Annotated in this window: 9 protein-coding genes; 6 read left to right on the plus strand and 3 right to left on the minus strand. The window is 64.6% G+C overall.

Going from position 1 to position 12,155, the window contains the following annotated elements:
• Window positions 1-52: 52 nt before the first annotated feature.
• The 3 genes from AC0L3C_RS02900 to AC0L3C_RS02910 all read left to right on the plus strand — a co-directional run bounded on the left by AC0L3C_RS02900 (window position 53) and on the right by AC0L3C_RS02910 (window position 2,365).
• Window positions 53-613, plus strand: coding sequence for a glutathione peroxidase (locus AC0L3C_RS02900; RefSeq protein WP_473407076.1), 561 nt, complete (start codon window positions 53-55; stop codon window positions 611-613).
• 165 nt (window positions 614-778) lie between these two features.
• Window positions 779-1,804, plus strand: coding sequence for a polysaccharide deacetylase family protein (locus AC0L3C_RS02905; RefSeq protein WP_473407077.1), 1,026 nt, complete (start codon window positions 779-781; stop codon window positions 1,802-1,804).
• A gap of 9 nt (window positions 1,805-1,813) precedes the next feature.
• Window positions 1,814-2,365 carry a dihydrofolate reductase gene (locus AC0L3C_RS02910; RefSeq protein WP_473407078.1) on the plus strand — a complete coding sequence of 184 codons (552 nt, stop codon included), beginning with the start codon at window positions 1,814-1,816 and terminating at the stop codon, window positions 2,363-2,365.
• 10 nt (window positions 2,366-2,375) lie between these two features.
• Here the strand turns inward: AC0L3C_RS02910 and AC0L3C_RS02915 are convergent, their stop codons facing one another.
• Both AC0L3C_RS02915 and AC0L3C_RS02920 read right to left on the minus strand, forming a co-directional pair.
• The gene (locus AC0L3C_RS02915; RefSeq protein ID WP_473277956.1) at window positions 2,376-2,828 is read right to left on the minus strand and encodes a DoxX family protein; all 453 of its coding nucleotides are present in this window, start codon (window positions 2,826-2,828) and stop codon (window positions 2,376-2,378) included.
• Window positions 2,829-3,011: 183 nt separating this feature from the next.
• Window positions 3,012-5,321 carry an NADP-dependent malic enzyme gene (locus AC0L3C_RS02920; RefSeq protein ID WP_007609425.1) on the minus strand — a complete coding sequence of 770 codons (2,310 nt, stop codon included), beginning with the start codon at window positions 5,319-5,321 and terminating at the stop codon, window positions 3,012-3,014.
• Window positions 5,322-5,566: 245 nt separating this feature from the next.
• Here AC0L3C_RS02920 and AC0L3C_RS02925 point away from each other — a divergent pair, with 245 nt between their 5' ends.
• The gene (locus tag AC0L3C_RS02925; RefSeq protein WP_473407079.1) at window positions 5,567-7,534 is read left to right on the plus strand and encodes a hypothetical protein; all 1,968 of its coding nucleotides are present in this window, start codon (window positions 5,567-5,569) and stop codon (window positions 7,532-7,534) included.
• A gap of 156 nt (window positions 7,535-7,690) precedes the next feature.
• Here the strand turns inward: AC0L3C_RS02925 and aspS are convergent, their stop codons facing one another.
• Complete coding sequence (aspS, locus tag AC0L3C_RS02930) at window positions 7,691-9,463, minus strand: aspartate--tRNA ligase (protein WP_473407080.1); 1,773 nt, start codon at window positions 9,461-9,463, stop codon at window positions 7,691-7,693.
• 194 nt (window positions 9,464-9,657) lie between these two features.
• Between aspS and AC0L3C_RS02935 the strand changes: the two genes are divergently transcribed.
• Complete coding sequence (locus tag AC0L3C_RS02935; RefSeq protein WP_473257116.1) at window positions 9,658-11,133, plus strand: protein adenylyltransferase SelO; 1,476 nt, start codon at window positions 9,658-9,660, stop codon at window positions 11,131-11,133.
• A 169-nt stretch (window positions 11,134-11,302) separates the two neighbouring features.
• A complete protein-coding gene (locus tag AC0L3C_RS02940; protein ID WP_473407081.1) occupies window positions 11,303-12,154 on the plus strand; it encodes a phosphodiesterase in 852 nt (283 codons plus the stop codon).
• Window position 12,155 lies beyond the last annotated feature (1 nt).

Raw genomic sequence — 12,155 nt, forward strand, 5'->3', positions numbered from 1 at the left:
GCTCGCGCCGAGGGGGTAACATCCGCCCCGGATCATTTCGGGGGACGCCGTCATGATGAACCGCAGGACCATGCTCATCGCCGCCTTTGCTGGCACGCTGGCGCCGGCGACGCGTGCACTGGCGGATGGCGGCATGAGCCGAATCTCCGCCTATGCCTTCTCTTTCCCGGCATTGTCAGGCGACGACATCCGCCTTGCGGCATTCACCGGCAAGCCACTGCTGGTGGTCAACACCGCTTCGCTCTGCGGTTACACGCCGCAATATGCCGGCCTGCAAGACATCTGGGGCGAGTTTCGCGAACGCGGCCTCACCGTCATTGGCGTACCCTCCAACGACTTCGGCGGACAGGAGCCCGGCGGCACCAGCGAGATATCGGAAACCGCCCACCACCAATACGGCGTTACCTTCCCTATTGCCGCCGTGGTCGGTGCGAAGGCGCATCCGTTTTACAAATGGGCGGCAGAGGCGCGCCCGCGAGAAGTTCCGCGCTGGAACTTCCACAAATATCTGATTGGCCGGGACGGCTATATTGCCGATGTCTTTGCATCGACGGTCGAGCCGGCCGACACCCGGATCAAGACAGCAATCGCCAAGGCGTTGGCCGACACTTGACGCCACGCGTCCCCAACCCGGTTGGGCACAATTGGGCTGGCGCGCCAAACAGCCGTTGCAATGGCGAGGGCCCACCATCTAGGCTAGGATCGTTAGGGGCAGGATGGTTTTGCCGGAGGCGAAAAGCCGCGGCGGAACAACGGGATCAATCTCGAGGACAACACCATGCGTGTGGCGGCAGGACTGATTTTGGCAAGCGCGATGTCTCTGGCGATGACGGGTGCGGCATGGTCGCAGACCCCGGCTGCGAAGCCCGCTGTCGCGACGCAGGCCGCACCGGCGGCAACACCGGCTGCGGCTGCGGCCGCTGCAGCTCCCGCACCCGCTCCTGCAGCAGCCGCCGCGCCGGCGGGGTTCGTCAATCCTCCCCCGCCTAAACAGGCGCCGCAGCCCGCGCGCGCAGCCTGCAACACGCCGGGCGCGCTCGGGGTCGCCCGCACCGTCGAGATCGATACCACGGGCGGTCCCGGTTTCGGCTTCGAGCATTTCAAGGAGCTCGACTTCCTGCGCGACAAGGAGGTCGTGCTGACCTTCGACGACGGCCCATGGCCTAAGAACACGCCCGCGGTGCTGAAGGCGCTCGCTGACGAGTGCACCACCGGCATCTTCTTCTCCATCGGCAAGCACGCGACCTACGAGCCGGAGATCCTCAAGCAGGTCTACGCGGCCGGTCACACCGTGGGCACCCACACCTGGTCGCACGCCAACCTCAACAACAAGAAGCTCACGGAAACGCAGCGCAAGGAGGAGATCGAGAAGGGCCTTTCCGCGGTGAAATGGGCGCTCGGCGGCATTTCGCCCTCGCCGTTCTTCCGCTTCCCGGCGCTCCAGCATCCGCCGGAGATGGTCACCTATCTCGGCAACCGCAACACGGCGATCTTCTCCTGCGACATCGACTCCTTCGACTTCAAGGCCTCGAAGCCCGAGAAGGTGATCGAGACCGTCATGAAGAAGCTCGACAGCAAGGGCAAGGGCATCATCCTGATGCACGACTTCCAGAAGCACACTGCGGAAGCGCTGCCCGAATTGCTGAAGCGCCTGAAGGCCGGCGGTTACAAGGTGGTGGCGATGCGCGCCAAGTTCCCGGCTTCGACGCTGCCGGAATACGACCAGGAGCTGCTCAAGGACGTCAAGCTGCCGACGGTGAGCAACCGGCCGGTCAACAGCGTCGTGACGACGGTTTCCGAATAGCCCGCGCCATTGTCCTTTCGCATCGAAGGCTACGTCATCATCTCCGCGGACGGCATGCTCGCCGACGCGGCGCATGTCATGCCCGACAGCCTGAAGTTCGAAGGCGACAAGCTGTTCTTCGAGCAGGCGCTCGATCGCGCCGCGCTGATCGTGCACGGCCGTCACTCGCACGAGCAGCAGCCGAATTCACCCAAGCGCAAGCGCCTGATCCTGACCCGCAAGATCAAGGCGTTGACCGTCGATCCCGAGATGCCGAACGCGACCTTGTGGAATCCGGCTCACGCCAGCTTCGAGGACGCCTGCGCGTTCGCCGATGTCGCTTCCGGCACCGTCGCAATCATCGGCGGCCCCGTCGTGTTCGACATGTTCATGGACCGCTACGACACGTTCTGGCTGTCGGAAGCTCCGCATCTGCAGCTGCCCGGCGGCGAAGGCTGTTTTGTCGAAGTACCGGGGCGTACGCCTCAGGAGGTGCTGGCCTCACACGGGATGAAGCCGGGCGCGCCGTATCTGCTCGACGCCGCACATGACGTGACTGTCACGCCGTGGCGCAGGACGTAGTGGTTGACCGTCACACGTCCCCGTAGGCCGCCTCGGCCGGACGCGTGGCGCGGCCGTAGCCCATGATCATGAACAGCGCGCCGATGATCGACAGGTTCTTGAGCGCGTCGACCAGCATCTTGGCGTTGTCGGGCGGCACCTGGTTCCAGAAGTCGTCGAACAGGAAGGTCGCGACCGCGAGAAAGACGATCATCAGCATCGCGAAGAAGCGCGCGCCGAAATTCAGCGCGATCATCACCCCCGCGATGATCTCGAGCGCGCCGATCGCAATCGCCAGCAGCTGCGGCGTGGTCATTGCCGTCGCCGTCTCGATCTGCTTGGCGTAAGGCGCAATCATGTCGGGCACCACGACCTTGGCGGCGATGAAATCAACGGTCGCCTGCATGGCAAACAGTCTTGCCGCACCCGTGTAGATGAACAGCACGGCGAACAGGATCCGCCCGAAAGTCACGAACGCTGGCATGATCGGCCTCTTTGCTCAGGCTTTTGAAACCGGATTTTTGCGAAAGCACTGAGGGATTATGGAGAGTCATTCGCCGGTTTACAAACGGGGAAATGGCGAAAGTCGTTTTGAAAGCATTGAAGCGCCGACGCGCGGCAAGTGCGCTCCCTCGCCCCACTGTGGGGCGAGGTGAAGAGCCCGCCCCTACGTAAACAACGTCGGCTGCTGCCGCGACGCGCGCTCCTGCGCTTCCACCACAGCCACTGCGGTCATGTTGAGGATGCCTCGCGCGGTCACCGACGGGGTGAGGATGTGGGCCGGGCGCGCCGGGCCGATCAGGATTGGGCCGACGGGAAGCGCGTCCGCCAGAGACTTGATCATCTGGTAGGCGACGTTGGCGGTGTCGAGGCTTGGCATGATCATGATGTTGGCCTCGCCCTCGAGGTTCGAGTGCGGCAGCACCATTTTGCGCGCGGCGGCCGAGAGCGCGGTGTCGCCCTGCATCTCGCCGTCGGCCTCGAGCTCCGGATGCTTCTCCTTCAGGAGCTGGGTCGCGCGGCGCATCTTGCGCGAGGATTCGGTGTCGTAGCTGCCGAAATCCGAATGCGAGACGAAGGCGATCTTCGGCTTGATGTTGAAGCGTTGGACGTGGACCGCCGCGAGCGAGGCGATCTCGGCGAGCTCTTCGGCGCTCGGATTGGGCCGCACCTGGGTGTCGGCGATGAAGAAGGCGCCCTTGCTCGTGATCAGCAGCGCAAGCGCCGCATAGTCGCTGATCCCCGGCGTGAACCCGACGATCTCGCGGACATGGCGCAGATGGCTCATGTAGCGGCCCTCGACGCCGCAGAGCATGGCGTCCGCCTCTCCGCGCACCACCGCGAGCGCCGCGATGACGGTGTTGTTGGTGCGCACCACCGTGCGCGCCGCATCCGGGGTCACGCCGCGGCGACCGGCGACCTCGACATAGGATTGCACGTAGGAGCGGTAGCGCGGATCGTCCTCGGGATTGACGAGGTCGAAGTCCTTGCCGGCCTTGATCGACAGGCCGAAGCGCTTGATGCGCGCCTCGACCACCGACGGACGTCCGACCAGGATCGGCGTCGCCAGCTTTTCTTCCAGCACCACCTGGGTCGCGCGCAGCACGCGCTCGTCCTCGCCTTCGGCGTAGATCACCCGCACCGGCTGGGTCTTGGCCTTGGCGAACATCGGCTTCATGACGAGGCCGGAGCGGAACGCGAAGCGCTCGAGCAGCGCGGTGTACTCGTCGAAATTGGTGATGGGCCGGGTCGCAACGCCCGATTCCATCGCGGCCTTCGCCACCGCCGGCGCGATGCGCAGGATCAACCTCGGATCAAAAGGACTCGGGATCAGCGAGCCCGGGCCAAACCCTTGCGTCTCGCCGGTATCGAAGCCTTGCGCGACCGCATCGGACGGCGCCTCGCGCGCGAGCTGCGCGATGGCCTCGACGGCGGCGTGCTTCATCTCCTCGTTGATGGCGCTGGCACCGACATCGAGCGCGCCGCGGAAGATGAAGGGAAAGCACAGGACGTTGTTGACTTGGTTCGGAAAATCGGAGCGGCCGGTGCAGATCATGGCGTCGGGACGCACCTTGCGCGCCTCCTCCGGCATGATTTCCGGCGTCGGATTCGCGAGCGCCATGATGAGCGGCTTGTCGCCCATCGCCTTGGCCATCTCGGGCTTGAGCACGCCCGGTGCGGAGAGGCCGATGAAGATGTCGGCGCCGCCGATCACGTCGGCGAGCGTGCGCTTGTCGGTCTTCTGCGCATAGACCGCCTTCCAACGGTCCATCGTGGTGTTGCGGCCTTCGTGAACAAGGCCGTCGATGTCGCAGACCCAGATATTCTTGCGCTGCGCGCCCATCGACACCAGCAGGTTCAGTGTCGCGAGCGCTGCGGCCCCTGCCCCCGATGCCACGATCTTGACGTCCGACAGATTCTTGCCGTTCAGGCGCAGGCCGTTGGTGATCGCGGCGGCGACGATGATCGCGGTGCCGTGCTGGTCGTCGTGGAAGACCGGGATCTTCATGCGCTCCTTGAGCTGCGCCTCGATCTCGAAGCATTCCGGTCCGCGGATGTCCTCGAGATTGATGCCGCCGAAGGTCGGCTCCAGCGCGGCCACCGTCTCGACCACGCGCTCGATGGTGTCGGCAGCGATCTCGATGTCGAACACGTCGATGCCGGCGAATTTCTTGAACAGGACCGCCTTGCCCTCCATCACCGGCTTCGAGGCCAGCGGGCCGATATTGCCGAGGCCGAGCACGGCGGTGCCGTTCGAAACCACGGCGACCAGATTGGAGCGGATCGTCAGCGTCGCCGCTTCCGCCGGGTTCTTGGCGATCTCCATGCAGGCGGCGGCGACGCCGGGAGAATACGCCAGCGCGAGGTCGCGCTGGTTGGCAAGCGGCTTGCTCGCCTGGATCTCGAGCTTTCCGGGGCGCGGCAGACGGTGATAGGCGAGCGCCGCCTGGTGGAGATCATCGGAATAAGACGACATGCGGTGTCTCGCCTCGCGTTACCGGCCTCAAACTACGTTGTCCTGACCGGCCCGCCTTCGGGTGGTATTTCCGGGTCATGGAAACGGGATGAAGCACGCCGGGCGCCCCGGTGGCAACATCCGATTGCGGCCCCATCAACAGGCCGCGCGGTCAAATATCTGATCGCGCTCGCTTTCCCTGGACCGCGCGTTGCTTTGCGAATATGGCAGGTTGCGTCCTGCAACGCGAGCAACTGGAGCTGGGAATGAAGCGAATCCTGATTGGCCTGATCGTCGTGGCCGTGGTCACCGCGGGCGGATGGTTCGGCTTCAGCTTCTACGCAAAGCATCGCGTCACCGCCGAGATCGACGCCGTCTTCGAGCAGATCCGCTCCGGCGGCGGCAAGGCAAGCCACGGCAAGGTGGCGTTCGATCTGACGAGTCGGACGTTGACGATCGAGGATATCGCGGTTGAGCCTACCAACCAGCCACAAGCGCGTGTCAAGATCGCCGTCATCAAGGGCGTGGGCATCCGCCAGGTCGAGGAGACACGCTTCGCGGCCGACAGCATCGATGTCTCGGGCTTCGAGGTCGCGCTCGACGAGGTCGGCCCCGGGAAGCTGAAAGTCTCCTACAAGGTCCCGCAGCTGACCATGCGGGATTACGTCGGTCCCCTTCATGCTCAGAACGCGCCAACGTCAGGCTCCCTGATCGACATGTACCGTTTCGTGCTCGACCAGTACGCAAACGTGACGGCTTCTTCCGTCATAGCGCCGACCCTCGCGGTCGCCTTCGATGCGGGCAAAAGCGCCGGGGGCAGTGGCGAAGTCGCCTATTCGGGTCTCGCGATCCAGAAGCTCGGCCAAGGCAAGATCGCCGCGATCAAGGCGGAGCGCGCCAGTTTCACGATCGACGTGCCGCAGCCGGGCAAGACGGACAAGCTGACCGGCGAGGTGTCCGACATCACCATCAATGATTTCGATTCGACCGCGATCGCCGCCGTGCTCGATCCCCAGAAGGCCAACGACGAAAGCTATCATCGTGTCTACGGGCAGATCTCCAGCGGCACCTATGTCGTTACCTCGACGCTCGGCATCCGGATGCAGGTCGACGGGATCGCCATCACCGACATCGCGGTGCAACCATCGAAATTCCGGCCGGCCGAGATCCTGGCACTGCTGCCGGCGGACAGCTCGGTCCCGCCGACGCCGGCGCAATCGCGCGAGATGATGGAAAAGCTCGCCGGGTTCTATGAGGGCCTTCGCGTCGGCAAGATCGAGATCGGCACCATGTCGATGACGACCCCGCAGGGGACGCCCCGGCTCAGGGCCATCAGATATCAAGAGGGCGAGTTCGCGCTCGAAGGCCTGGATGCGCCGACGCCACAAGGGCAAATCAAAATGGAGCGCTTTGCGCTCAAATCGCTCAGCATCGCGAAACTGATGCGGTGGGCGGCGAGCCTCACCCATCCCGGACAGCCCCCCTCGCCGGCTCAGATGCTGGGCCTGTTCGGCGTGCTCTCGGGCGCGGAGATCAAGGGCGTGTCGGCGCCTTACAAAAACACCAAGAAGCTGGTCACGATCGACACGCTGAGCGTGGACTGGGGGCAGATGATCGGCCCAATCCCGAGCAAGGCGCATGTGGTTGCCAAGATGGTCATGCCCACCGATCCATCCGATCCGAAGCAGCTTACATTGATCCTCAGCGGAATCGACAAGCTCGCGATCGACCTGGATCTCGGCGCGGCGTGGACAGAGTCGTCCAGCAGCTTCGCTCTGACGCCCGCGACGCTCGACATCGGGATCGCAAAAGTGCAATTGCGTGTCGCGCTCAGCAACGTACCACGCGAGGTGTTTTCGACGGATCCCGCCCAGCTGATGGGTCAGGCGGCCCGGATTGAGGCTGTCGCGCTCGAGTTCTCAGTGCGCGACAATGGTTTCGTCGATTCCACGGTGACGCAGAATGCTCGAGGGCGAAATGTCAGCCGCGACGTCGCACGCCAGACACTCGTCGATAGCGTCAAAGCCTACCGAGCAGATATCGCCGCCGCCAATCCGGAGGCAGGCACGGCGGTGGATGCGGTCGCAAGCTTCATCGAAACGCCGGGCCAGACGCTCGTCATCAAGGTAACGCCGCGCGCGAAAGTGCCGCTGATGCAATTGATGCAGCTCTTCAATGCCGACCCGGAGGGCACGCTGGCGCAGTTCAATATCGAGGCGTCGACGGGGCTGTAGTTGGATTCGTGTCCCGGACGCGCTGCAGCGTGTAACGCTACTGCGCAGAGCCGTGATCCAGAAGCCTGCTGCTCGCTTAGACGTGAGCCCCGGCTCAGCAGCGCACCACTGCGTGCTGCGCTGCGTCCGGGGCACGGACATCTTCCCGCGCAAACTTCACTTCTGCGGCAGACTCACCTTCACGTGCAACTCGCGGAGCTGCTTGGGGCTGGGCTCCGACGGTGCGCCCATCAGGAGGTCCATGGCCTGCTGGTTCATCGGGAACAGCGAGATCTCGCGCAGATTGTTGGTGCCGCACAAGAGCATGACGATGCGGTCGACACCGGCGGCCATGCCGCCATGCGGCGGGGCGCCGTACTGGAAGGCGCGGTACATGCCGCCGAAGCGATCGACGACTTCCTGCTCGCCATAGCCGGCGATCTCGAACGCCTTCACCATCGCTTCCGGCACGTGGTTGCGGATTCCGCCCGAGGCGATCTCGAAGCCGTTGCAGGTGATGTCGTACTGGAACGCCTTGATGGTCAGCGGGTCCTGGCCCTTCAAGGCATCGAGACCGCCCTGCGGCATCGAAAACGGGTTGTGCGAGAAGTCGACCTTCTTGTCTTCCTCGTTGTACTCGTACATCGGGAAGTCGACGATCCAGGCGAGTTCGAACCGCTCCTTGTCGGTGAGGTTCAGCTCCTCGCCGACCTTGTTGCGGGCCAAGCCTGAAAACTTCCAGAACTTGTCGGGATCGCCGGCGACGAAGAACGCGGCATCGCCTTCCTTCACGCCGATCTGCGCGCGGATCGCGGCCGTGCGCTCAGCACCGATGTTGTTGGCGAGCGGACCGGCACCTTCGCCGCCCTCCCGCCACATGATGTAGCCAAGGCCCGGCTGTCCCTCGCCCTGCGCCCATGAATTCATGCGGTCGCAGAAGGCGCGCGAGCCGCCGCCCGGCGCCGGGATCGCCCACACCTGGTTCTTGGGGTCCTCCAACATCCGCGCGAACACCTTGAAGCCGGAGCCGCGGAAGTGTTCGGAGACGTCCTGCATCTCGATCGGGTTGCGCAGGTCCGGCTTGTCGGAGCCGTATTTGCGCAAGGCTTCCGCGAACGGAATGCGGCGCCAGCCCTTGGTCACCGGCTTGCCCTTGGCAAACTCCTCGAACACGCCGGTGATGACAGGCTCCATCGCGGCGAAGACGTCTTCCTGCGTGACAAAGCTCATCTCGACGTCGAGCTGGTAGAACTCGCCCGGCAGACGATCTGCGCGCGGGTCCTCGTCGCGGAAGCAGGGCGCGATCTGGAAGTAGCGATCGAAGCCCGACATCATCAGGAGCTGCTTGTACTGCTGCGGCGCCTGCGGCAGCGCATAGAACTTGCCGGGATGAATGCGCGACGGCACCAGGAAGTCGCGCGCGCCCTCCGGCGAGGACGCGGTCAGGATCGGCGTGTTGAACTCGAAGAAGCCCTGCCCCTCCATGCGCCTGCGCATCGACTTGATGATGTCGACGCGCGTCATGATGTTCTGGTGCAGCTTCTCGCGGCGCAGGTCGAGGAAGCGGTACTTCAGGCGGATGTCTTCAGGATATTCCTGGTCGCCGAACACCGGCAGCGGCAGGTCGCCGGCCGGGCCCAGCACCTCGATCTCGCTGACATAGATCTCGATCTTGCCGGTCGGCAGATCGTCATTGTCGGTGCCTTCGGGGCGGCGGCGGACCTTGCCGTCCATCTTGACCACGAATTCCGAACGCAGCTTCTCGGCCTGCGAGAACGCCGGCGAGTCCGGATCGACCACGCACTGGGTCAGGCCGTAATGGTCGCGCAGGTCGATGAACAGCACGCCGCCATGGTCGCGAACGCGATGGACCCAGCCCGAAAGGCGGACCGTCTCGCCGATGTTGCTCTCGCGGAGCGCGCCGCATGTATGTGACCGGTAGCGATGCATAGTCGTCCCAAATTCAATGTCGGAGGATCGAATCGAACCGCCGAAACGGCAGGCCCAACGTTGCGGCAGGGTTTACCCGACGAGGCCGGGGGCGGCAACCAAGGGGACGGCCCGTTTTCGGCTGGAAGTGGCCATTTTTGCCCAATCTGGGCTCAAGCCTTTGCCATCAGGCGTTCCACGCCTATCTTGAGACCATGACAGTCCATTTCCCGTTCCAGAATTCCTATTCGGCGCTGCCGGACAGCTTTTTCGCCCGGGTCGCACCGACGCCGGTGGCGGCCCCCCGGCTGATCAAGCTGAACCGGCCGCTGGCGGTCCAGCTCGGGCTCGATCCTGACGTGCTGGAGACCCCTGAGGGCGCCGAAATCCTGGCGGGCAAGACGGTTCCCGCCGGCGCCGATCCGATCGCCATGGCCTATGCCGGCCACCAGTTCGGACAGTTCGTACCCCAGCTCGGCGACGGACGGGCGGTGCTGCTCGGCGAAGTCATCGACAAGGACGGCATCCGCCGCGACATCCAGCTCAAGGGCTCGGGACCCACCCCGTTCTCCCGCCGCGGCGACGGCCGTGCCGCGCTCGGGCCGGTGCTGCGCGAATATATCGTGAGCGAGGCGATGTTCGCACTGGGCATCCCGACCACGCGCTCACTCGCCGCCGTCGTCACCGGCGAGCACGTCATCCGCGAAACCGCGCTGCCCGGCGCGGTGCTGACCCGCGTCGCCTCGAGCCATATCCGCGTAGGTACCTTCCAGTTCTTCGCCGTCCGCCGCGACACCGACGCGATCCGCCGGCTCGCCGACCATGTCATCGCCAGGCACTATCCGGAGCTGCTCGGCGCCAAGCGGCCCTATCACGCGCTGCTCGGTGGCGTCGTTGCGCGCCAGGCCAATCTGGTCGCACGCTGGCTGCTGGTCGGCTTCATCCACGGCGTGATGAACACCGACAACAGCTCCATCTCCGGCGAGACCATCGATTACGGCCCCTGCGCCTTCATGGACACTTACAATCCGGCGCAGGTGTTTTCCTCGATCGACGAGATGGGCCGCTACGCTTATGCCAACCAGCCGCGCATCGCGCTGTGGAATCTGACCCGGCTGGCGGAATGCCTGTTGCCGCTGTTCTCCGACGATCAGGAAAAGGCGGTGGCCGAGGCCCAGGACATTCTCGCCGCCTTCTCCGACACGTTCAGCGACGCCTATCAGGCAGGCCTGCGCAAGAAGGTCGGCCTGTTCACGGAGCGCGACGGCGACGACGCGCTGATCCAGGACCTGCTGGATGCCATGGCCAAGAACCAGGCCGACTTCACCCTCACCTTCCGCAAGCTTGGTGACGCCGCCGGCGATCCGGCTGCCGACGATGCACGCGCCCAGTTCATGGACCCCGGGGCGTTCGACGAGTGGGCCAGCCGCTGGCGCGAGCGCACGGCGCTTGAGCCGCAGACCGCAGCCGAACGGCAGGCTGTCATGCACGCCGTCAACCCGATGTTCATCCCGCGCAACCACCGCGTCGAGGCCGTGATCCAGGCCGCGGTCAACGATGACAACTACGCGCCATTCGAGGAGCTGGTGAAGGTCTTGGCCAAACCGTTCGAGGACCAGCCGGACTACGCCGCCTACGCCGATCCCCCGCTGCCGGAGCAGCGGGTGCTGCAGACGTTCTGCGGGACGTGATGACAAACTCGGTGCGTAGGGTGGATTAGGCGAAGGCGTAGCGAGCCGAGCTTGTGGACGCCTCGCGCCACCGGAACCGCTGTCATCAAACTGAAACACTCCCACTCTAACGGCCTGTCAGGGTCGTCTTGCCGGAGGCGCCCACCCTCCAACGATCCTGACAAGCGCCATGCCCTTCAAGTTCATCCACATCACCGACACGCATCTCGCGAACCCCGGGCTCAAGCTGTATGGCCTCGATCCGCGCGCCCGACTGAACGCTGCGATTGCCGACGTCAACAAGCATCACGTCGACGCCGCCTTCGCGGTCGTGACCGGCGACCTCACCCATTGGGGCGAGGCTGAATCCTACGCCAATTTCGCCGACGCAATGGCGGCGTTGAAAATTCCCTACATCGCCATGGTCGGCAATCATGACCGCCGCGTCACCTGCCTCGATAGTCTGAAGGCGGCCCCGCGCGATCCGAACGGTTTCGTGCAGGGCACGCGCACCACCGAGCACGGCCTGTTCGTGTTTCTAGACACGCTGGACGAGACCAGCCATGCCGGCGAGATGTGCTCCAGGCGTCTCGGCTGGCTCGCGAGCACGCTCGCGGCCGCGCCGATGGACATGCCATTCGTGGTCTTCATGCATCATCCGCCATTCCCGGTCGGCGTCCACGCCATGGACGAAATCTCGCTGGCACAGAGCGCCGAGTTCGCTGAGGTAATTGCGCCCTACCGGTCGCGCATCCGTCACCTCTTCTTCGGCCACGTGCATCGGCCGATCTTCGGCAGCTACAGCAAGATCCCCTTCTCGACGCTCCGCGGCACCAATCACCAGGTCTGGTTCGAGCTCGACGCTGCCGCGGCCGAGCATCTCGCCAGCCATGAGCCGCCGGCTTACGGCGTGGTGCTGATCGACGGCGAGAACCTGGTCGTGCACAGCCACGACTTCCTCGACACCAGTCTGCGCTTTCCCTTCGAGCCACCGGCGGGAGTGGACGACCGCGACTATGCGCTCAATTTCCCGGCGCGGTGAG

It is taken from the genome of Bradyrhizobium sp. WSM4872 (genome assembly GCF_055811715.1).

Excerpts from the sequence above, each read along its gene's own strand:
- AC0L3C_RS02900 (WP_473407076.1), top strand. The coding sequence starts at position 53 with ATGATGAACCGCAGGACCATGCTCATCGCCGCCTTTGCTGGCACGCTG.
- AC0L3C_RS02905 (WP_473407077.1), top strand. The coding sequence starts at position 779 with ATGCGTGTGGCGGCAGGACTGATTTTGGCAAGCGCGATGTCTCTGGCG.
- AC0L3C_RS02915 (WP_473277956.1), bottom strand. The coding sequence starts at position 2,828 with ATGCCAGCGTTCGTGACTTTCGGGCGGATCCTGTTCGCCGTGCTGTTC.
- AC0L3C_RS02920 (WP_007609425.1), bottom strand. The coding sequence starts at position 5,321 with ATGTCGTCTTATTCCGATGATCTCCACCAGGCGGCGCTCGCCTATCAC.
- AC0L3C_RS02925 (WP_473407079.1), top strand. The coding sequence starts at position 5,567 with ATGAAGCGAATCCTGATTGGCCTGATCGTCGTGGCCGTGGTCACCGCG.
- aspS (WP_473407080.1), bottom strand. The coding sequence starts at position 9,463 with ATGCATCGCTACCGGTCACATACATGCGGCGCGCTCCGCGAGAGCAAC.
- AC0L3C_RS02935 (WP_473257116.1), top strand. The coding sequence starts at position 9,658 with ATGACAGTCCATTTCCCGTTCCAGAATTCCTATTCGGCGCTGCCGGAC.
- AC0L3C_RS02940 (WP_473407081.1), top strand. The coding sequence starts at position 11,303 with ATGCCCTTCAAGTTCATCCACATCACCGACACGCATCTCGCGAACCCC.